The organism is Ancylomarina salipaludis (assembly GCF_004122035.1).
Taxonomy (GTDB): domain Bacteria; phylum Bacteroidota; class Bacteroidia; order Bacteroidales; family Marinifilaceae; genus Ancylomarina; species Ancylomarina salipaludis.
The window spans coordinates 41,331-62,370 of sequence record NZ_SAXA01000005.1 but is presented as its reverse complement, the minus strand read 5'-3'; the positions used below and the strand labels follow the sequence as shown (position 1 = coordinate 62,370).

Annotated in this window: 20 protein-coding genes; 11 read left to right on the top strand and 9 right to left on the bottom strand. The window is 37.0% G+C overall.

Annotated features, from left to right (window positions below):
• Positions 1-140 precede the first annotated feature (140 nt).
• The gene (locus tag EO244_RS06905) at positions 141-464 is read right to left on the bottom strand and encodes a citrate/2-methylcitrate synthase (RefSeq protein ID WP_206734509.1); all 324 of its coding nucleotides are present in this window, start codon (positions 462-464) and stop codon (positions 141-143) included.
• Positions 465-901: 437 nt separating this feature from the next.
• On the opposite strand from EO244_RS06905, the gene EO244_RS06900 reads away from it, so the two are divergent.
• Positions 902-1,945 (top strand): hypothetical protein, encoded by a 1,044-nt coding sequence (locus EO244_RS06900; RefSeq protein WP_129253927.1) that lies wholly within the window; start codon positions 902-904, stop codon positions 1,943-1,945.
• Positions 1,946-2,550: 605 nt separating this feature from the next.
• Here EO244_RS06900 and EO244_RS06895 read toward each other — a convergent pair.
• Complete coding sequence (locus EO244_RS06895) at positions 2,551-3,837, bottom strand: citrate (Si)-synthase (protein ID WP_164977434.1); 1,287 nt, start codon at positions 3,835-3,837, stop codon at positions 2,551-2,553.
• 325 nt (positions 3,838-4,162) lie between these two features.
• On the opposite strand from EO244_RS06895, the gene EO244_RS06890 reads away from it, so the two are divergent.
• The gene (locus EO244_RS06890) at positions 4,163-4,312 is read left to right on the top strand and encodes a PspC domain-containing protein (protein ID WP_129253925.1); all 150 of its coding nucleotides are present in this window, start codon (positions 4,163-4,165) and stop codon (positions 4,310-4,312) included.
• Between the two features lie 95 nt (positions 4,313-4,407).
• On the opposite strand, the gene EO244_RS06885 is transcribed toward EO244_RS06890, so the two are convergent.
• Positions 4,408-4,785, bottom strand: coding sequence for a RidA family protein (locus EO244_RS06885; RefSeq protein WP_129253924.1), 378 nt, complete (start codon positions 4,783-4,785; stop codon positions 4,408-4,410).
• A 197-nt stretch (positions 4,786-4,982) separates the two neighbouring features.
• Between EO244_RS06885 and EO244_RS06880 the strand changes: the two genes are divergently transcribed.
• The 3 genes from EO244_RS06880 to EO244_RS06870 all read left to right on the top strand — a co-directional run bounded on the left by EO244_RS06880 (position 4,983) and on the right by EO244_RS06870 (position 8,259).
• On the top strand, positions 4,983-5,396 hold the full coding sequence (locus tag EO244_RS06880) for a VOC family protein (protein ID WP_129253923.1): 414 nt from the start codon (positions 4,983-4,985) through the stop codon (positions 5,394-5,396).
• A 432-nt stretch (positions 5,397-5,828) separates the two neighbouring features.
• Entirely contained in the window at positions 5,829-7,058 is a 1,230-nt protein-coding gene (locus EO244_RS06875) for a PQQ-binding-like beta-propeller repeat protein (protein WP_129253922.1), read from the top strand.
• 37 nt (positions 7,059-7,095) lie between these two features.
• Positions 7,096-8,259 carry a hypothetical protein gene (locus EO244_RS06870; protein WP_129253921.1) on the top strand — a complete coding sequence of 388 codons (1,164 nt, stop codon included), beginning with the start codon at positions 7,096-7,098 and terminating at the stop codon, positions 8,257-8,259.
• Positions 8,260-8,430: 171 nt separating this feature from the next.
• On the opposite strand, the gene EO244_RS06865 is transcribed toward EO244_RS06870, so the two are convergent.
• The gene (locus tag EO244_RS06865; protein WP_129253920.1) at positions 8,431-11,451 is read right to left on the bottom strand and encodes a hypothetical protein; all 3,021 of its coding nucleotides are present in this window, start codon (positions 11,449-11,451) and stop codon (positions 8,431-8,433) included.
• A 180-nt stretch (positions 11,452-11,631) separates the two neighbouring features.
• Between EO244_RS06865 and EO244_RS06860 the strand changes: the two genes are divergently transcribed.
• The 6 genes from EO244_RS06860 to EO244_RS06835 all read left to right on the top strand — a co-directional run bounded on the left by EO244_RS06860 (position 11,632) and on the right by EO244_RS06835 (position 16,430).
• A complete protein-coding gene (locus tag EO244_RS06860) occupies positions 11,632-11,958 on the top strand; it encodes an ArsR/SmtB family transcription factor (RefSeq protein WP_129253919.1) in 327 nt (108 codons plus the stop codon).
• 84 nt (positions 11,959-12,042) lie between these two features.
• Positions 12,043-12,468, top strand: coding sequence for an arsenate reductase ArsC (locus EO244_RS06855; RefSeq protein ID WP_129253918.1), 426 nt, complete (start codon positions 12,043-12,045; stop codon positions 12,466-12,468).
• A gap of 96 nt (positions 12,469-12,564) precedes the next feature.
• Positions 12,565-13,644: an ACR3 family arsenite efflux transporter gene (gene arsB, locus EO244_RS06850; protein WP_129253917.1), complete on the top strand. Its 1,080-nt coding sequence runs from the start codon at positions 12,565-12,567 to the stop codon at positions 13,642-13,644.
• A gap of 290 nt (positions 13,645-13,934) precedes the next feature.
• Positions 13,935-14,639 (top strand): SIMPL domain-containing protein, encoded by a 705-nt coding sequence (locus EO244_RS06845; protein WP_164977433.1) that lies wholly within the window; start codon positions 13,935-13,937, stop codon positions 14,637-14,639.
• 203 nt (positions 14,640-14,842) lie between these two features.
• Positions 14,843-15,577 (top strand): lysophospholipid acyltransferase family protein, encoded by a 735-nt coding sequence (locus tag EO244_RS06840; protein ID WP_129253915.1) that lies wholly within the window; start codon positions 14,843-14,845, stop codon positions 15,575-15,577.
• 10 nt (positions 15,578-15,587) lie between these two features.
• Entirely contained in the window at positions 15,588-16,430 is an 843-nt protein-coding gene (locus EO244_RS06835; protein ID WP_129253914.1) for a patatin-like phospholipase family protein, read from the top strand.
• An 88-nt stretch (positions 16,431-16,518) separates the two neighbouring features.
• On the opposite strand, the gene rplS is transcribed toward EO244_RS06835, so the two are convergent.
• From rplS to EO244_RS06810, 5 genes are all read right to left on the bottom strand, one after another.
• Positions 16,519-16,866 (bottom strand): 50S ribosomal protein L19, encoded by a 348-nt coding sequence (gene rplS, locus EO244_RS06830; RefSeq protein WP_129253913.1) that lies wholly within the window; start codon positions 16,864-16,866, stop codon positions 16,519-16,521.
• A gap of 192 nt (positions 16,867-17,058) precedes the next feature.
• Positions 17,059-18,063, bottom strand: a complete 1,005-nt coding sequence (locus EO244_RS06825; RefSeq protein ID WP_129253912.1) for a dihydroorotate dehydrogenase-like protein — start codon at positions 18,061-18,063, stop codon at positions 17,059-17,061.
• 135 nt (positions 18,064-18,198) lie between these two features.
• Entirely contained in the window at positions 18,199-18,861 is a 663-nt protein-coding gene (locus tag EO244_RS06820; protein ID WP_129253911.1) for a YggS family pyridoxal phosphate-dependent enzyme, read from the bottom strand.
• Positions 18,862-19,017: 156 nt separating this feature from the next.
• Positions 19,018-19,719, bottom strand: a complete 702-nt coding sequence (locus EO244_RS06815) for a response regulator transcription factor (protein WP_129253910.1) — start codon at positions 19,717-19,719, stop codon at positions 19,018-19,020.
• A 4-nt stretch (positions 19,720-19,723) separates the two neighbouring features.
• A complete protein-coding gene (locus tag EO244_RS06810; RefSeq protein WP_164977432.1) occupies positions 19,724-20,893 on the bottom strand; it encodes a sensor histidine kinase in 1,170 nt (389 codons plus the stop codon).
• Positions 20,894-21,040 lie beyond the last annotated feature (147 nt).

Genomic DNA, 21,040 nt, shown 5'->3' with positions numbered 1-21,040 from the left:
CGTTGCACAAGCTACAAGCTCGCTCTAGAGGAACAAAAAAGGCTACCAATCCCCGCTTGGTAGCCTTTATTCATATCATCAAAATCAGATTATTATAAAAACACATCTGAATGCTTAAATCCTGATTGGGTAAAATACCCTTAGCCTTTCGCCTTAAGTCTTTCAAGCACCCATTTATTGGTTACACTTTTAGGTCTGATAATTGGCTGCCCTAGTCCCTGTGCAAGGATATTCTGAGCACAAAATCCCATCACTCGGGACACCCCAAACAAAACGGTATAAAAATCGAATTCATTCACCCCGTAATGATGCAGAAGTGAACCCGACATGGCGTCAACATTGGGCCATGGGTTGGCCACTTTACCTTCCTTATAATGCATTAAAATATCCGGAACAACTGAGAAGAGTTTCTTTGCAATCTTAAAACAAGGACTAGCTGCGCAATTAACCTCACCAAAATTCACGTTTGATATTGTATAAAAATGCCTAAACAAGCTTAATCAGCAACAATTCTATTTAGCACATAACATGGAAACAATAAAAAGGTAAATTACACAACAAAATAAGATACATAAGTCTTTCAATAAGCCACATTCCCAAAAGTTTAGGTATTCAAAAATAAACAATCGAAATAATCATAATTAACCTATATAAAGTAAAATATTAATAAAAATTTCTTATTTTAGTTTCGAAAAACATAAATACTTATTGATAATATAGCCTAACTATAAAATCTTTCTGTCTATTAAATAAAAATGATGATAATACCTTATTAAAAATACAACATAAATATTAATCCCAAATAAATATTAAAAGAACAAGACAGCCTTTGATTTTAGAATTATCTCACATAAAATCTTAGAATAGTTTTGCAGTGTATCAATTATTAATAAATATGAAAATGAAAACCTTTACCACTACCCTCTTATTGTTAATTTCTTTTTCTTCTTTGTTTTCTCAGGAGTATATAAAAGATTCAAAAGTACATTTAAAAAATAACACCATTGTTAATGGTGATCTTTACCTCTACCCATCAATCCCTGATATTGTTAAAGTAGTAGATAGCATAGGAGCAAAGCAAACCTATCAGATTTCAGACATCGATTTTATTGAAGGGCAAACAAGTATTATTAGAAACATTCAGTATAACGGAGAGGCAAAATTATTTGAAAGTGTTGTCGAAGGAATTAAGATAAGTCTTTATAAAACAATGTTTAATGATCATATCCAGTTATATGTTCTTAAAGACAATCAAATGAGATCACTAGATTCTGGATCTGAGATAGTTAAAGTTGACTCCAAAACTTATAATAAAGAAAACAATAAATATAAGGGCGTTTTAAAATATTTGATAAGTGACAACAACTACCTCTTTAATAAAGTTGATGATATTAGATATAATGAAAAAGATATCTCTAATATAATTATTGCTTATAATAATGGTAAGATTTCTTATTTCAAGAATAAAGAAACCGAAGTTCAAAAAAGAGAAATAGATTGGAAATTTTACTCCCAATATTCGAACTATACAAGTGATCCACATTTCTCTGACAATACTTCAGCAATATCGTTTATTCAAGTAGGAGGTGAATTTTTTATTTCAAAGAATTCAAGACATTCATTCAAGTTAGGTATTGAATATGGAAAATTTGAAGACGAAATATACAAGTCTTGGGAGAAATACTTTAACGTAAATATTAATTATTTATATGACTTTTATAAAATGCCAAAATCAAATATTTACATAGGTTTTAGACTTTTTGATATTGCAAAATTATGGAATGACACTGAAAATGATTTATATATTGTACCTAGACTAAGTCCTAGTCTTGGTTATGAATATCATGTAACTAATAATTTCGATTTGTATTTTGAAGTAAATCATATTTTACAATTTCAAGATATTCCTCACAATTTTTCAATTGGGGTTTCATACGATATTTAGATTAAATAACAGAATTTTAGAATTTGGTTGACTCCGATAATAATAAAATAGATTAAAAAAATGAATACCAGCGCATATCACTTTGTATAAGTAATGGCAGGTTCAGTATGAGTTTTGGGATTTTGCAGCCCGCTCAAACCGCGTAGCGGTTTGACAGGAAACTACCACGCAACCGAACGGAGTGAGTTCATAAGCGATAGCGAATAATCTGCCACTACTCATCCAGTTTCCCGTTACAGGTCAGTTTAAAAAGAGAGATTACCAATTAAATAAACATCGAAAAATGAATAAAAAAGCATTAAAAATTATTGGAATTATTGTATCGATACTTGTGATTGTCATCTTTCTTGATTTTGCTTTAGGGGAATTTCTAACTGGTTGGAATAATCCAAAGTAATTGTTTTGGAAAGTGGAGAAAAACCGAACCTATAACAAAAGTAAGCGTTGCACAAGCTACAAGTCACTCTAAAGGAACAAAAAAGGCTACCAATCCCCGCTTGGCAGCCTTTATTTGTATCATCAGAATCGATGAGTATACTGACTCTTTTTCATCCAAATTCTATCAAACAGATCTGATGCTTAAATCCTGATCTGGTAAAATACCCTTAGTCTTTCGCTTTAAGTCTTTCAAGCACCCATTTATTGGTCACACTTTTAGGTCTGATAATTGGCTGCCCTAATCCCTGTGCAAGGATATTCTGAGCACAAAATCCCATCACTCGGGATACCCCAAACAAAACGGTATAAAAATCGAACTCATTCACCCCGTAATGATGCAGAAGTGAACCCGACATGGCATCGACATTGGGCCAAGGATTGGCAACTTTACCTTCCTTATAATGCATTAAAATATCCGGAACAACCGAGAAAAGTTTCTTTGCAATCTTAAAACAAGGACTGCTTTCGCAATTCGTTTCACCAAAATTCATAAAAGCAATAAATCGAGGGTCGGTAACACGCAAGACCGCATGCCCGTAACCCGGAATCACATTGCCCGAATTCAGCACGTCCAAAATATGCGTTCTCAACGCCTCTTCATCGGGATCTGCGCCATATTTTTCGTGAATTTCCAGAATAAATCGCAAACATTCCTGATTGGCTAATCCATGCAAGGGACCGGCCAAACCATTCAATCCGGCAGATACGGCATAATACAAATCTGAAAGAGCTGAATTCACCACTCTCGATGTAAAGGCACTCACATTCCCGCCTTCATGATCGCAATGCAAAACCAAATACAGGCGTATTAAATCAGCAAAACCCGCATCATCGCTCACACCCAGCATATGTGCCAAATTTCCCGACCAATCCAAACCGGAATCGTGTGGAATTAAATGCCCATCACCAAATCGTATTCGATAAATTCCCCCTGCAAGTCCTGGCAGCTTTGCCAGTATATTGATTGCATCCTCCAGGCTGTATTGCCAGTATTCCGATTTTTTCAACCCCTTTTGATAGGCCTTCTTAAAAACAGACTCATTTTCCATGGATAAAATACCGAGGCTCAACATGGTCATTGGGTGCGTATCCTGAGGCAGATCACGCAAAACATCCCAAACATATTCAGGAATTGGTGCGCGTTCATTCAATTCATTCTGAAACTCAGCAAGGGATTTCGTATCCGGAAATTTCCCGGTAGACAGAAGAAAAAATATTTCCTCGGGTAACTTATTCGAAAAAGTTTCTGTGGTATACTCGCCAATATAAAGCCCCGAATAAGGATCAACATAGGATGTGTTACAAACCAATGCAACCAATCCACGCATTCCACCATAAATTTGCCCAATGTTAACTTCCGAAACAACGGAATCACGGCCTTTGGCAAAAATGGTGTCAATTTCTGACTGCAATTCAATTATATGATTTTGAATTCCTTTTTTTAGATCAGACATATCCATCAAATTATTAGGTTTAAACACAAATCTGCAACACAGTGTATAAAATCACACTTAATAAGGAAAAGAAGACTCCCTATAAGTTACAAAAAAACGGCTAATCAAGAAATTCAAGACATAGATTATTAACAACTTAACAAGTAATATAGAGCAAGAATAAATAGAATCTTATTTTTTGCTAAGAGTCTCTGACACTATCCAGGCAGAGCAATTTTAGGAATCTTAATCCATCTGATCGTGAGCTCAGGGCATTTGTTTCGCTTATAAACAAGGAAATATTTCGTATTTTTGAATCAATGTATAAATCTAAAAAGATAAAATTATGATTTTAGGAGTTGCCGAATGGCTGAGTGGAAAATTGGGTTGGGATGTGAAACTGATCAGAATAGCCTTTGTTGTATCCGTGCTATTTTTTGGAGCCGGAATAGGGCTATACCTAATCTTGTGGTTGGTAAAAATGTTTTCAAAATAGGACTTTCACTTCAAAACAAGTCATCTTTTAAAACACATAAAAAAGGCTGTCAATCGCGGATTGGCAGCCTTTCTTTATCATATCGTAAAATGAAATTACTTCACGGCAATGGTTTCGATTTCGACCAAAGCACCAAGAGGCAAATCCTTTACGGCAAAGGCAGCACGTGCAGGGCAATCCTCGGTGTAATACTCACCATAAACCGCATTCATCTCAGCAAAACCTGCAATATCGCTCAACAAACAAGTTGATTTTACCACATCCTTATAACTGTAACCCGCTTCTTCAAGAATATAACCAATGTTTTTCATCACCTGCTCGGTTTGCTCTTTCACACCACCTTCAACAAATTTTCCTGTAGCCACATCAACTGGCAGCTGACCCGAAATATATAAAGTCCCGTTAGCTTCTACGGCTTGTGAATAAGGACCAATAGCCTTAGGGGCTTTTTCTGAATTGATAAAACGTTTCATGTTTAAATTTTAAAATGTTTGTTAATAGTTGAAGTATTTCAGTAGATATCAAAAGGCAAAATATGGTTAAAGCCTGATAACTTTAAATCTTCGTGAACAAAAATAAAAAAAAATGGACAAGCCCCTTTCCCGATAAACAAATTTGTGAAGATTGTTTAATATTCTTTATCTTCAGTGTGAAATCTAATTCTATCTATATGAAACGGGTAACAGGAATAGGCGGCATCTTTTTCAAGTGCCGAAATCCAAAGTCGATGAAAGACTGGTATACCAAACATTTGGGTTTTAATACCGATGAGTATGGCACTTCATTCGAATGGCGCCAGGCGGATGATGCCAATAAAAAGGGATTTTCAGTCTGGAGTCCTTTTGATGCCAACACCAAATACTTCGAACCTTCGGATAAAGAGTTTATGGTGAACTACCGGGTTGAAGATCTGGAATGGCTGCTGGAAGAACTTAAAAAAGAAGGCGTGGAAGTTTTGGATGAAATTGAATGCCTGGAATACGGAAAGTTTGCCCACATCATCGACCCCGAAGGCAATAAAATTCAGCTTTGGGAAGCCGATGATGAGGAATACGACAACATGGCCGAAGGAAGAACCAAATAAAGCTTAAAGGAAACAAGCTTAATATGTAATGAAAAAAGATTAAAATATTGATTTGGGATTGATGATTTTCCAGACAATGGAAAAACACCCCTCTCCCTGCCGGAATCTCCCCTAAAAGGGAGATTTTTTTTTATTGGAGCTTTCGGAAAAATACGGACATTGAGCAGAATTGAAATGCAAGTATTTAAATGATGGCACTAACGAATCAGGACTTCAACTACAATCAGAAGACATAAGGATATTTTCTATGACTTTGTGGACTTTTCAGACCTTTTGACTTTTTATCCTTTATCCTTTCACCTTCAAAAGAAATCGTGCAAAGATCACCTTTCATCTAATTCTTATTTTGTTACAGCTTCTTACGGGGAAACATGTTTATCTTAGGTATGAAAAAAAACAAAACAACATTTCTAAACCCTGGAAAAACCCAAAATGAAGAAACGAACAATCTATTCATGCTTGCTGGCATTTGTCTTAATGCTGCAATCCCCCATCACATTTGCTCAAACAAGTGAAGACTGGACACAATTCAGAGGAGCTGCCCGTTCGGGTATCTCAACAGAGAGCATCGCTGACAGCCAAATGAGCGATCCTGCACCTGAATTAATCTGGAAGAAAAAAATTGGTTGCGCCTTTTCAGAAATAACCACCTCGGGCGATAAACTCTACACCATGCTCAGTGAAAAAACAGACAGTCTTTCCGGCTGGGAATATATGGCAGCCTTTGATGCCCAAACAGGGAAAGAGATTTGGCGAAACAAAGTCGATTCTATCTTTATCGATAAGGATGGCTTTGGCGACGGTCCCCGGTCTACCCCGCTGATTGGCGAAAACACAATTTTCAGTTTTAGTAGCTACGGCAAGTTAACCGCACATGCTAAAACAGATGGCAAACAATTGTGGCAGGTCGACTTTATGAAAGAATTTGGCAGCAAACTGCCTCGTTGGGGCTTCTCCTCATCGCCTGTACAGGTTGATGGCATCCTGATTATGGAAGCGGGTGGAACCGAATCGAGAGCTTTTGTGGCATTCGATCAGAACACAGGCAAATTACTTTGGGCTAAGGGCAAAGGGAATGCCTCGTACTGCTCTCCCCTTGTGGCTGAAATTGATGGTCAAACGCAAATCATCTTCGCCAATCAGAAAACCTTATCATCCTACAACAGCAAAGGCGAAACCCTTTGGACTTACGCCATGAAGATGAACGCCCCAACAGCCATGCCCACATTGGTTGATGCAAATAAGATTTTTATCTCTACTGTCCGCAGCTCGGGTTTCGAAATTGTAGAAGTTAAAAACAATATGCTAAGTGAAGTCCTACAAGCGCCTACCATGAAAAACGACTACAGCTCAACCATCTATTACAAAGGGCATTTTTATGGTTTTAATGTGGCTGCCCTGCAATGCATATCGGCTGAAACCGGTGAGAAAAAATGGACCAAAAGAGGTTTTGGCAAAGGGAGTCTGATTTTGGTTGGCGATAAACTTCTGGTGCTTTCTGATAAAGGTCAGCTGATTCAGATTAAAGCCGACCCGACAGCCTACAGCGAACAAAGACGCTTTCAGGCCATTGAAGGAAAATCGTGGACAGCCCCCTCATTTGTTAAAGGGAAACTTTACCTAAGAAACCAAACTGAAATGGCTTGTTACAAGTTCAATTAATTGGATTAGTGATTTATTACGATTTAAATATTAAACAATGAACAAAAAAATATATCAACTCATCTTAGTCTGTCTTTCGCTTTGTTTGCCAAGCCTGCTTATGGCTGAAAATGTAGAAACCATCATCGCCAAACATATAGAAGCACACGGCGGACTGAAAAAGTGGAACCAGGTTGAAACAATGAAAATAACTGGTCGGTTTACAGCCTTTAGTATCGAAAAGGAATATATGGCCTGGAAAACACGTTCGGGTCAGTATTACGCCGATTTTCAATTGGGACAACATCGGGTTATTGAAGCTTTCGATGGCAAAAAAGGATGGACTATAGATCCCTGGCAGGAAATCTCTTATGCCCGACGAATTAACTCAGGCGAAGAAAATGTTTTCGCCCAGAAAGCTGAATTCACAAGCCCATTTTTCAATTACAAAGAAAAAGGGCATCAGGTGGAATTTATTGGAAAAGAAAAACTTGAAAGGCTTGATGTTTTTGTTTTGAAGCTAACACGCTCCAACGGCAAGATTGAAAAATGGTATCTGGATGCCAACACCTATCTGGAATACAAATGCGAATCCAAATGGGTCGACTTTGCTTCCGAAATGCCTTCAGAGACTTTCTTTGATGATTTTAGAACAGTTGATGGTCTCGTTATGCCCTTCTTTATTGAACGGACATTCTGGCAACGCGACAGAGTGATACAGATTGAAGATGTAGAAATCAACCCTGGCTTTGATCAAAACTGGCTTATAATGCCCAAAAGAGAAGAGATTAAGAAACTGGCCTTTATGCAAGGCAATTGGAATGTGAAAATTGAAGCCTTTACACGAAGAGGAACCTGGCGCCCTATGGGACAAACCCGTTCTGTTATTGACTTTTCAGATACAAATATCCTTCAGGAAAAGATAAAACTCGAACCCGACCTTCCCCGGAATATGACCATAAACTATACCTATAACGAAGCAAAGGGAAAATACAGGATTTCTATCCTCGACGATTTATCCTCTACCTTTGAAGTTTTTGAGGGGGATTTCTCAGATCAGGATTTTATTTTTGATAATTCTGTTGAGAAAGAGGAGACTTATACACAATTCTCAATTAGTGACAGAATGGCGAACAGTTTTATTCTGATGAAGAAGGTCTCTCACGATCAGGGAAAGACCTGGCAACAAAACAGCAGGTTCACTTATACACGTTGCGAATAATACAATTTAAAACAAAAAGTCAGCCATCTCAATCTTAGTTGAGATGGCTTATTTTTTCATTAATCATTATAGGATTATTTTCTCTTACTTCACTTTTTTTTAACCTTCTACTTTTGAACTCTTTAACTTTTCAAACCTTTTGACTCTTCATACTTTTCAATCTTTTCTTCCTTACAAATCAAAACTGTAGGATAAAAGAAGATTCCCAAATACGGCATTCGTTTCGTTCTCGTAGCCCAATCGGAAACCCAAATTCAAAGGAATAGGCAAACGCAAAACGTGCATATCCGCCGTAAACTCAAGCCCGGCTGAAGTAATTCGATTATCAAAATTGATCAGGCTTTCATTATGAATAAAATGGCCTTTTTCTATACCATAATCGATAAAAGCCCCCATCTTAATTCGCTTAAAATAAGCCAAGCCTCCCATGCTCCAATCCGGATAAGCTATGGGCATTCGATAATCCGCACTCACAATCGCACAATCAAAACCGAATAAATCAGACACGCCACGGGGCGATTTAATGCTGTTGCCAAAAATGGTATTCAATTCTGAACGATTCTGATAACCCGCATAAAGGCTTATACCATGATGCTTGGCAAAACCCGGAAAATTAAACTGACCAAGCGCCGACCACAGCTCGCCTGCATTAGACTCTTTAGATGGGCTATTGCGATAAGCAAACTGTAAATATTGAGCCCAGGGCGACTGCAAATCGCGTTTCGAAGCCTTGACTGAATGGCTGAAATACAACTGGTATTCCAGTTCGGTCAGCGTTCTGTTTGCAATATTCAGATTATAAAACTGAGGATTGAATTCAGAACTCAAAATTTGGGTTTGATAATCTCTAAACTGATAGATATTATATGAAAACTTGGGTCTTAAAAACACAGAATGACGTCCCGACGATAAATTAAAAGGCAAAGTCACTGAATTTTCCCACTCTACTTGCTTCCATTCTGTATCAAGGGGTAATGACTCATCTTCACCTGTACTCAAATTTTTACGCTGTCCAAAATAAGCCAAAGATGGCTTTCCGTATTCCAATTTTGAATTGAAAATGGGAAAGAAACGCTGGTAGGATAAATTCAGATAAAATTGCCCCTTATCGTAGCCCTCTTGTTTTCTGTAACCCACCGTGGTGAACAGGGTATTTAATAAATTCTGACTGGAAGCCGAAATCCCAATATCCATATTCTCTTCATCAGGCGAAATGAAAACGGGAGCCCAGGAATGAAAATTAAAAGTATGTGTTAAACGATTGTAGGGCTTAACCTGCCATTGTGCCAAATTTAAAGTATCCGCCTGAAGTTTCTCTCCCAACTGATCTGACAACTGCCCGGCTAAAGGGAATGTATAAGCCTCACCCTCCTGCTTTTTCCACAAGCAGTGATCAATATCAACAGCATGTGGCTCATAACCATCAGCCGAATAATCAGAATAGTAGAGTGTATTATGGTCTGCATCAAAATAGGGATCTCTGGCTCCAAAACGAGACGATGTCAACTGCGAAACCTGACCACTCTCCCATTCATAGGCAAAAATATTATCAGTTCCCGTATGTGAAGACGTGAAAAACACATAGCGATCACTCACCAAAGGCTGCGATATATTTGTTTTCCCGGCCCGATACAGAACCCGTCTTTTTTCGGACTTCAGATCAATATCAACCAAACACTTCTCATCATTAGACTGTATCATCACAATAATGCTTTTATCATTTTTAGCCCACTGAGGTGTCATAAAAAACGCATTACCATTCGCTTTTATACGCTGAATCATTTCATTGGTATTTTCATCGATAATCACCAGCGCACAGGTCCCATCCGGATGCATTTCAACGGCTAAAATACGTTTCCCATCACCTGAAAAAACTGGAGCATAACAATTTTGTTTCTGCTTGTATGTTTTTCGCTTACCGGTTTTTGTGTCGTAGCTCACAATTAAAGCCTTGTCAGCATGTTGCCATCGCAAATCAGCCTTGTATTCCGACCACAATAGCTTCCCATTTTTATAATCGTAACCTGTTCTGTAATCGAAACCAGGAATAAAAACCGTCTTTTCTGTCCCCTGGGCATCGATTGAAACAAAGGACTGCGCATCGGCTAATCCCGATTTGCTTAGCAAAAGATCTCCTTCATCGCTTAGGTGCGGAAAACGATAATGGGTATAAATCGCTTTGGGTTTTGTGATCCATTTTGATGGCGCAGCAATACGTTTTTTATCCTGAACCTGCCACTCCCACTTCAATTCCGACATGACATCGGCATACAGGGTCAACTTGCCATCCTTATGCGTATTGAGTTCCTGCACCTGATCCCAATCGATGTTTTCCACATCAAATTCCGTATTTGCATGAATTGCCTGCCTCTCCTTTAGTTCTGCAAACACTTGATTTCGCTTATGCATCATCCCGAGCTTTAAGCCCGTAGAGAAACAATTCACCTTCATCGACTCGGCCCCAACTTTACGAAGGGTATTTCTCCAAAATTCATCGCCATAATGTTGTCGCGATTTGCCCACCAAATAATAACCTAAGGTGTAACGATTCGGAATAAAATCCTTATAAGATCCTAAAACAGCTTTGTCATAAGAATAAGTCCCTTTTTCGAGTAACTGAGCTTTTAACTCCTGCTCAAATTCAGGCTGACGTCCTCTGCCCGATTCACTTAATGCCGTTTCCACACAAACAGCATCGCCTTCCATAAACCAGGCAGGCAAGTACAGGCCAACAACCAAAGCAGTAGCCTGCTGACCGAATAAGGTATTCAAAATACGTGTAAAGCCCCGCTCCAATATATCCATCTGAATGATATGGCGATACTCATGTGTTGCCAAATGATTCAACCAATCCTGGTTATCTCCATCCTGAGGAGCCGTTGCATAAAGCTCCATCCGCTTAGGTGCCCAAACCACCATACCATTTGATGTGGCAGATTGCGTATGCAATACAATTGAAAACTTCTTGGGGGTGTGTTTCAAATCTTTACCGGCTTTGGCTTTCAAATCCTGAAAAAGGGTGGCTAAATAACGAGCTTTAGACTCGTATTGAACCGGAAATACAATTCGAAAATCATGGGTATTAATCTGCTTCCATTCCAGGCTTGACGGCTCTTGTCCTGTACTGTAATATTGAGAAAAGGAAGCCGTTGAAATCAACATCAGCGCCAGAAAATATAGAATCGTTTTCATAGGTGTAGCAATCATTTTTTGTTAAGTCCCAAAAGATACTTTCTTTTCTTGAAAAGACAATAGATTCAGCAGATATGCGAGCAAAATCGAGTGTTTTTTTATCTCAAACTAAAAAATTAACAATTCTTTAAACTGAGTTTTAATACAATGTCGTATGTTTGCGTCATAAAACATTAACCGATGAAAAAATTAGAACTATTCGATAAACATCAACAGGACTTGGCCAAGTGGGCAAAAGTATTGTCACATCCCGCACGTATTGCCATTCTTCAATACTTGGCCTCGTGCAATACCTGCATCTCAGGTGATATTTCAGATCATCTGCCCCTGAGCCGAACTACAGTCTCACAACATTTAAAAGAACTTAAGGAGATTGGTTTAATCAAAGGTGAAGTTGAGGGTTTAAAAATGAGATACTGCCTTGATGATAAAGCAATAGAAGCATTAAATCAGATTTTTTCAGATTTTGTCACCAGCATACAACCCCAAAACAAAGAATGCTGTTAAACTTATCGTCTCTTCGTTTCTAATAAAACGATAACATGACAAAACACAATTGTTAATCATTAATTGATAATTATAAATCAAACTATGAAAGTCCTTATTTTATGCACAGGCAATTCTTGCCGCAGTCAAATGGGTGAAGCCATTTTAAGAGATATTAACCCGGAACTAACCGTTGTATCGGCCGGAACTAAAATTGCCAATGAGGTACATCCCTTAGCCGTAAAAGCCATGGCTGAAATTGGAATTGACATCAGTCACCTAAGACCTAAGATGGTCGATGTTTTCCTTGAAGAAGGTGTTGACTTTTTAATCTCGGTTTGTGGTGGTGCGAAGGAAGCTTGTCCGGCATTTATTGGCCCGGTTGGCAAACGTCTGCACATTGGCTTTGACGATCCGGCATATGCTGAAGGAAACGAAGAAGAAGTGATGAATGTTTTCAGAAGAGTTAGAGATGAAATTCGTCGTGATTTTGCCAAATTCAACGAAGAATACATTTTAAATAAGAAATAGTCGAAAGGTCAAAAAGTCGAAAGGTCGGAAAGTCAAAAGAGATTTTGATAACTGACTACAAACAACTATTAACCAAAATAAACCACATTAAATAAAATGGGAAGCTTAACTAAAAAACTATCGTTTCTGGATCGGTATTTAACCCTCTGGATTTTTGTTGCTATGGCCGCAGGTGTTGGATCAGGATTTCTTTTTCCAAACATTGCTAATTTTTGGAATTCCATGTCATCGGGCAGCACCAATATACCCATTGCCATCGGACTGATCATTATGATGTATCCGCCACTGGCCAAAGTGAAATATGAAGAGCTAAAAGATGTTTTTAAGAACCGAAAAATTCTCTTACTTTCCTTAGTTCAAAACTGGATTCTGGGCCCCACATTAATGTTCGGTCTGGCCATTTTATTTCTAAGAGATTACCCCGAATATATGACGGGTTTGATCCTGATTGGTTTGGCACGATGCATTGCCATGGTTATTGTTTGGAATGATTTAGCCAAAGGAGATACTGAATACGCCGCAGGTTTGGTTGCTTTCAACAGCATATTTCAGGTCTTCTTCTTCTCCATCTACGCCTATGTTTTCATCACGCTTTTACCACAGTATTTCGGTTTGGAAGGCTCAGTTGTTGATATCACCATGAGTGAAGTTGCTCAATCCGTTTTCATCTACCTTGGAATTCCTTTCTTAGCAGGCATGTTGACACGTTACTTGCTACTGAAACGAAAAAGCAAGCAATGGTATCAGGAGAAATTCATTCCAAAAATCAGTCCTCTGACTTTAGTAGCCCTTTTGTTTACCATCTTTGTGATGTTCTCGTTAAAAGGTGAAAATATCATTCAGCTGCCTTTCGATGTTGTAAAAATTGCGATTCCACTATTGATCTATTTTGTGATCATGTTCCTGGTTTCCTTCTTTATGGGGAAAAAATTTGATGCGGGCTACGAGAAAACAGCAACCCTTTCGTTCACGGCAGCGAGTAATAATTTTGAATTAGCTATTGCAGTTGCCATTGCAGTATTTGGAATTGATTCCGGTGTTGCTTTTGCTGCGGTTATTGGTCCACTGGTTGAAGTACCGGTACTCATTGCCCTTGTTAATCTTTCTCTTTTATTTAAACGACAATATTTCAAGAATAAGGTCGTTATTAAGAAATGTGCCAACGATATTAATTAGAATAGCATATTACTAATTCTTGAACGTTTATACTTACAACTAAACCGAGATGAATATGCTAAAAGCCATCCTGAAAAGGGTGGCTTTATTTGTATCTCCTAAACAGTTCTAAACTAAAAATTTATGATTAAATTCATTAATCCATCTTTAAAGATGAAATCATTGGCATCATAATTGCCTCTGTACTCACTTTAAATGACAAAAAAGATTCGAATAAATAAGCAAAATTGGGACGCAACCAATACGGCTGTTTGGAATCAAATGATAAAATAAACTAAAATATGAGACGTATGAAACGACTATTTTTATTGGGCTTTGCCCTTATAATGACACAACTTTCTTTTGCTCAGGCAGGAACAAAAAATTTCATTGATCAGAATTATATTGAGGTTAACGGAAAAGCCAAAATCGAAATCGTTCCGGATCAAATCTATCTGAATATCAATTTGAGTGAAAAAGACACCAAGAACAAAGAGAGTGTAGACGAGCTTGAAAAAGACATGCTGAATACCTTAACGAAAATAGGTCTCGATATCGAAAAACAGGTTTCAGTTGTTGATTTCACAAGTAATTTTCAAAGCTATTTTCTGAAAAAGAAAGATATCATGAAATCAAAATCTTATCAAGTCATTGTTCATGATACAAAAACCCTTGCAAATTTATATCGTTCTTTAGAAGATATTGGAATTTCGAATATCAACATTGAAAAAGTTGACCATTCAAAAATTGAAGCACTTAAACTCGAACTTAAAGTGAAAGCCATAAAGTCAGCTAAAGCTAAAGCAAAGGCTTTAACAGCTGCACTGGACCAGGAAATTGGTAAGGCTATTTATATCAACGAAAGTTCTTACAGCACCTATCAAGCCCGTCCACAAGATAAAAGAATAATGATTAGAGGCGTATCAAGTTTAGAAATGTCAGATGCGGCTCCACAAATTGAATTCGAAAAAATCAAACTTGAATGCCAGCTAATGGTTCGTTTCGAACTGAAATAAGCCAAGTTAAAAACATGTAAATTCTTATATCGAAAGTATTATTCCGATATTTACAAACGATAGTTGAAAATCAACTATCGTTTTTTAATTTTGTGCAGTTTAAAATTTAGAAGATTCAATCGCAAACTAGCTTATATAAGGGCTAAGAATACAACGAATCTAAATTAATACAACAATTAAGTCGCATAAAATATTTCTCATTGATGAAAAAGTTACTGTCATATATAAGCACTCCACTTTTCTATTTTTCATTCATTCTGGCTTTGGTGGTTTTTCATCCGATCCAGGTTATTTGCAGAACCCTATTCGGCTATAAAGCTCACAAAGTTTCTGTTGATATTCTGAATTATATTCTGATGCGATTGGTCATTCTTATCGGGTTCAGAATAAAATTCAACAATAAGGTCGACTTACCAACCAATCGCCCCATTATTGTTGTATCTAATCATCAGGGAACCTACGACATCCCTCCCATTGTTTGGATGTTCAGAAAACATCATCCTAAATTTATCTCAAAAATTGAACTGGCTAAAAATCTGCCCAGTATTTCCTATAATCTGCGTCATTCAGGAGCAGCATTAATCAATCGTAAAAACAGAAATCAGGCTTTGGCTGAAATCCGAAAACTTGGGAAATTAATTGCGGATAATAATTATTGTGCGTGTATCTTTGCAGAAGGAACCCGAAGCAGAACAGGTAAGCTAAAACAATTTAAATCGGGAGGACTCGCAACTCTATTGGAAGAAGCACCCAATGCATTGGTTGTTCCCTTTGTGGTTGATGGCAACTATAAAATTGAAAAAAATGGCAAATTTCCACTATCTTTTGGTGAGAAAGGAAGCTATACGGTATTAGATCCGATTGAGCCCTCTGCCTATACTGCTGAAGAGTTAACAGCAAAAATTGAAAAACTTATCCGAACTGAATTAGGTCAATAAAACTTACGCTATGCCAGTAAAAACAGCTTTAGTTGTCGAGGGAGGTGCCATGAGAGGCATATTTTCAGCTGGAATCATGGATCAATTTTTAGAAGAGCAGTTCAATCCCTTCGATATTATCATCGGCGTTTCGGCAGGTTCAATTAATGCAGCAGCCTATCTTGCAGATCACAAAGGACGTAACTTTGAGGTTTACACCAACTACTCGCTCCATCCCGAATACATTAGCCTTAAAAACTTTTTAAAGGGAAAACATTTTATCGATCTCGATTGGCTTTGGCAGGTTACAGAAAAGGAACTCCCTATCAATACCGACCTACTTTTTAAAAAAAATATCGATTTTGAAATTGGCTTCACAAAAAATGAAAGTGGAGAAGCCTTCTTTCTAAACCCTAATGCCGAAAATCTAAGCCATTACCTTAAAGCCTCGTGCACGATTCCTCTCTTTTATCGTAATTATCTTAAAGTAGATGGGCAAGTTGTTTCAGATGGCGGGGTTGCAGCCCCCATTCCTGTTGAACGAGCCTACGAAAAAGGTGCTACTCGTATTATGGTTCTGCGTTCGAGACCCGAGTCGTACCGCATGCAAAACGGTTTTGAGTTTAAACTAGCCAACCTGATGTTTAGCAAACACAAGGGACTTCTGGAAGCTATAAAGAACCGTTACAAAGTTTACAATCGATCTATTGATTTCATTAAAAATCCACCTAAGGGTGTTGAAATTATAGAAATTTGTCCTCCTGAACATTTCAAAACCACCCGATTCACTCAAGATTATCAAACCCTTATAACCGATTATGAAATTGGGAAAAACATGGGGAAAATTGCGATTGAAAAATTCTATCAGCTTTAGTCCAACAACAGCATCTGTCAAGCAAAAACCCTGGATATAAAAAAAGCCTTCCAAACGGAAGGCTTTTTTCAATATTCTTAAAAGCTGATTAGAATCTTCTTTCTTTGATTCTAGCTTTTTTACCAGTAAGAGCACGTAAGTAGAAAATTCTAGCTCTACGAACACGACCTCTTTTGTTCACTTCAATCTTATCGATGAATGGAGAACTCATTGGAATAATTCTTTCTACACCAACGTTACCAGACATTTTACGAATAGTAAAAGTTTTGGTTGTACCAGTACCTTTAATTTGGATAACTACACCTCTAAAGATCTGAATTCTTTCTTTGTTACCCTCTTTAATTTTGTAAGAAACACTAATAGTGTCACCTGCTCCAAAAGCAGGAACTTCAACGCCTGTAGCAAATGCTTGCTCAGCAACTTTAATTAAATCCATCGTATTGATTTTTTTTAGATTCACGAACGCAATATAAACATATAACTGTCTTGATGCCAGAGATTACGCACGAATTCGCCGCAAATGTAAGGATTTTTTCTCAATCTGCAAGAAGAAAAATAAAGCAAATCGCAACAAAGCATAAAAAAAGTCCGAACAATAATTCGGACTAAAATATGATCAAAAGACGTTTTATTGCAAAACCTCTTTTTTAGTATTTGAAAAATATTTCATAAACTGAGCTCTTTCATACATCGCTGAATCCTCACCTCTGCCATAACTCAATTTACCTCTGAATTCTGCAACAGATTTGAATTCCTTCTCTTCCATCCACTTGGCTATATCAGTCAGAATATCCGATACCCTATCGAAACCATTTTCATAGATTGTAGAGCAAAGCTGAACGGTTTTAGCACCAGCCAGCAACTGCTTAATTGCTGCCTTTCCATCATGAATACCTGTAGATGCAGAAATATCAATACCGCGAATTTTATCACTGAGCATTCCAACAAAACGTAGTGATTTACGAATATCAGAAGGAGAACTCAATACATCCGCTGAAGTCATTTCCATCTTATCGATATCAATATCCGGCTCATAAAAACGGTTGAACAAAACTAAAGCATCAGCACCATCAGCATTCAAACGGTTGGCAACAGCCATCACATTGGTAAAATAGATTCCCAATTTCATCGCAATTGGAATATTTACCTGTTTTTTCACAGCTGAGAAAACATCGTAATACAGTTTTTCATATGCCTCTGAAGATTTGTTTCTATCGTTGGGTACAATAAAAACATTTAACTCGATAGCATCAGCACCAGCCTTTTCAATCTCTTTTGCAAAAGATGTCCAATCTTTAGCTGAAACACAATTGATACTTGCAATAACCGGTATTGAAACAGCCTTTTTAGCCTCACGAATTAGTTCCAGATAGTTCGAAATTGAATTGCCTTTCACATAATTAATAATGTAATCTTCAGCCTCAGGATAAGCCGTGTTTTTAGGATCTGAAGAGATTAAATGTGAAGCTTCGTTGGTGATTTGTTCTTCAAACAGAGATTTCAAAACAACAGCGCCGGCACCTTTTTCTTCTAATATTTTAATTTTACGAACAGAGTTGGTTAAACCAGAACTGCTAACTACAATGGGATTTTTTAAAGTCAATCCCATATAGGTGGTTTCAAGATTTATCATGCTAGTATTCTTTATTTTTTTTGATTGAAACAAATATAATTAATTCAAGGAATCAATTATCATTTTAACTGACTTAATACTAAATCAAAGGAGAATAAGTTCACTTGGTATCAATTAAGTTGTACACTACAAAACTTATCTGGTACCAAAAATAGAACTTCCTACTCGTACCATTGTACTTCCCTCTTCAATGGCCAGTTGGTAATCACCAGACATTCCCATAGATATTTCTTTAAAATCAGCTTTTTCTTTGAAGAATTCCGTTTTTAAAACATCGAAATTAGTCTTCAGTTGCTTAAATTCTGATCGAACCTGATCCTGATCATCAGTAAAAGTCGCCATCCCCATAACGCCAACAATATTGATGCCTTCAAGATTTCTGAATTCCTCAGAATTCAACATATCCTGAGCTTCATTCAAAGCATATCCGAACTTACTCTCTTCTTTGGCGATATGAAATTGCAACAGACAATTGATAATACGATTGTGTTTCAGAGCCTGCTTATTGATCTCAGTTAAAAGTTTCAGACTATCTACAGCATGAATAAGATGAACAAATTCGGCAATATATTTAACTTTATTCGTCTGCAAATGACCAATAAAATGCCACTCGATATCTTTAGGAAGTGCTTCAAATTTCTGCTTTAGTTCCTGAGGTTTATTCTCCCCAAAAATCTTATAACCTCCCTCGTAAGCCTCTACAATATCTTCTTTTGGTTTGGTTTTTGAAACCGCAATAAGTTTAACACTTTCCGGAATGCTATTTAAAATTTCATCTATATTTTTTGAAATACTCATTGTATTAAATTTAAAATCCTCCCCAAAATTACAATTTTAGAAAGGATATTGAAATTTAGTAAGACATTAATTGGAATAGCTTTTATCTATATGCAGATCGAATTTATATTTTCGTTTAGGAAAAACATCAAATACCATAAATCTTTTCAAAAAAGCTTACCTGGTACCATCACTCAAAATAAAACCAACCCCATGGACATTTTCAATTTTGATATTGGGATCAGGTTTTAAATGCTTGCGTAATTTTGTAATAAATACATCAAGGCTTCTCCCCATAAAATAATCATTCTCGCCCCATACCTTCACCAGAATATCTTCACGCTTGACCAAAGAATTACGACTATTACAAAGCATAATTAATACATCAGCCTCTTTTTTGGTAATACGAGTCGTCTCGCCCTTGTACGTGAGTTCAAGATTGGGATGATCAAATTCAAATTTTCCAATTTTGCATTTATACTCTTCATCATCCTCAACTTTGAATGAACGCTTTAGAACGGCATGAATTCGCCTTACCAGTTCGTCCTCATCAAATGGTTTAGTAATGTAATCATCACCTCCCAGGTCAAAACCATTCAATTTATCCTCCTTTAAAGATTTTGCAGTTAAAAAGATAATGGGAATCTCTTCATTCTTTTTTCTGATTTTACGTGCCAGAGTAAAACCATCCATCAAAGGCATCATCACATCCAACAGGCATAAATCAAATTTATTCGAAACAAAAGAAGACAAGCCTTCAACACCGTCACGCGCAAGCGTTACATTAAAACCTTCCATGCCAAGAAAATCTTTCATTAGCATACCTAAACTGGGATCGTCTTCAACCAGAAGAATATTGGGAATTTTTACAGAATTCATAAACTTAACTTAATGGTAATACAACTGTAAATGTACTACCAATATTCTTTTTACTCCAAACTTTAATCGTTCCTTTATGCGCATCAACAATCATTTTTGAATAGGATAAACCAATTCCGAACCCTTTCACATTATGAATATCACCAGTTTGTGCTCTGTAATAACGATCGAAAATATGCTTTTGTTCTTCTCTGGTCATACCAATGCCCTTATCACTGATTGAAACCAGAAGCTGGTCGTTTTTACTTTCGGTACAAATTTTTATTTGCGGATGAACACCGGAATACTTGATGGCGTTGTCAATTAAATTCTTAAACACATCCTGAAGCAGATCTTTATCAACATTTACACAATCATGACTGGCATCCAGTTCATATTCAATTTGCCCTTGTTTCTCTTTAAGATGAATATCAAGACATGCGGCGCATTCGGTAAGCAGATTATGAATAGAAACTTCATTGGCATTCAGTTTCAATTCGCCCCTCTCGATGCATGCCAATTTAAGCAATTGTTCAACCTGCGATCGCAATCGGTTATTCTCGGTATCTATAATATCAGAATAATGTGCTACATTTTCCGGTTGTGATAAAACCTTCTCACGTTTAAGCATACCACATGCCAGTGCAATACTCGCCATGGGTGTTTTAAATTCGTGAGCAATATTATTAATCAGATCAGTTGTTCTGCCCAGAATCTTTTTATCTCTCATTAAGGATAAAACGGTGATTCCAAAAAGGGAAAACAAAATTATAATCGCAATCAAAGATGCCATAAACATGGTTCCCATACTATCAAGCAAGTTTTTTTCACGCTTATCAAAATACACATTCAACATGGCTTTATCATCACTTAAAGCCTTTTGCATGCTATAATAAAAACAGCGACTATGAGGTTGTTTGTCAGCCTTAGATAAAACTTCAATCGTGTAACTCGATTCAATCTGATGCTGTTTAAACTTATCATCAATTATCGTATTCAAGCGTTTTATTTCTGACTTTAATCTGGCACTATCCGACTTAGACTTGAGTTTTTTCATACACTCACTCATCTCATAACAGGATTGCTGGTCTTTCATAAATTCGCTTACCGACTCGTGAAGAGCTAGTCCCACTAAATGCCTAAACTGTTCTTCGTTCAATTTTCGGGCCTGATTAATCCACTGAACTTGTATCATCAGTAGAATAATCAAAACTAGAATTGAGACACCTATAAATATGTGTGATTTATATCGATTCATATGTATTCTTAAAAAAGAGCGAAACAAAACTCGCTTTCATTCTATTAAAATTTCGATTTAATGTGATAAAATTGAATACTGATG

Coding starts and splice junctions, on each gene's coding strand:
- EO244_RS06860 (WP_129253919.1), top strand. CDS start 11,632: ATGAAAAAATTAGAACTATTCGATAAACATCAACAGGACTTGGCCAAG.
- EO244_RS06825 (WP_129253912.1), bottom strand. CDS start 18,063: ATGATAAATCTTGAAACCACCTATATGGGATTGACTTTAAAAAATCCC.
- EO244_RS06840 (WP_129253915.1), top strand. CDS start 14,843: ATGAAAAAGTTACTGTCATATATAAGCACTCCACTTTTCTATTTTTCA.
- EO244_RS06855 (WP_129253918.1), top strand. CDS start 12,043: ATGAAAGTCCTTATTTTATGCACAGGCAATTCTTGCCGCAGTCAAATG.
- EO244_RS06880 (WP_129253923.1), top strand. CDS start 4,983: ATGAAACGGGTAACAGGAATAGGCGGCATCTTTTTCAAGTGCCGAAAT.
- EO244_RS06875 (WP_129253922.1), top strand. CDS start 5,829: ATGAAGAAACGAACAATCTATTCATGCTTGCTGGCATTTGTCTTAATG.
- EO244_RS06895 (WP_164977434.1), bottom strand. CDS start 3,837: ATGTCTGATCTAAAAAAAGGAATTCAAAATCATATAATTGAATTGCAG.
- rplS (WP_129253913.1), bottom strand. CDS start 16,866: ATGGATTTAATTAAAGTTGCTGAGCAAGCATTTGCTACAGGCGTTGAA.
- EO244_RS06820 (WP_129253911.1), bottom strand. CDS start 18,861: ATGAGTATTTCAAAAAATATAGATGAAATTTTAAATAGCATTCCGGAA.
- EO244_RS06870 (WP_129253921.1), top strand. CDS start 7,096: ATGAACAAAAAAATATATCAACTCATCTTAGTCTGTCTTTCGCTTTGT.
- EO244_RS06810 (WP_164977432.1), bottom strand. CDS start 20,893: ATGATACAAGTTCAGTGGATTAATCAGGCCCGAAAATTGAACGAAGAA.
- EO244_RS06890 (WP_129253925.1), top strand. CDS start 4,163: ATGATTTTAGGAGTTGCCGAATGGCTGAGTGGAAAATTGGGTTGGGAT.
- EO244_RS06835 (WP_129253914.1), top strand. CDS start 15,588: ATGCCAGTAAAAACAGCTTTAGTTGTCGAGGGAGGTGCCATGAGAGGC.
- EO244_RS06885 (WP_129253924.1), bottom strand. CDS start 4,785: ATGAAACGTTTTATCAATTCAGAAAAAGCCCCTAAGGCTATTGGTCCT.
- EO244_RS06815 (WP_129253910.1), bottom strand. CDS start 19,719: ATGAATTCTGTAAAAATTCCCAATATTCTTCTGGTTGAAGACGATCCC.
- EO244_RS06845 (WP_164977433.1), top strand. CDS start 13,935: ATGAAACGACTATTTTTATTGGGCTTTGCCCTTATAATGACACAACTT.
- arsB (WP_129253917.1), top strand. CDS start 12,565: ATGGGAAGCTTAACTAAAAAACTATCGTTTCTGGATCGGTATTTAACC.
- EO244_RS06865 (WP_129253920.1), bottom strand. CDS start 11,451: ATGAAAACGATTCTATATTTTCTGGCGCTGATGTTGATTTCAACGGCT.
- EO244_RS06900 (WP_129253927.1), top strand. CDS start 902: ATGAAAACCTTTACCACTACCCTCTTATTGTTAATTTCTTTTTCTTCT.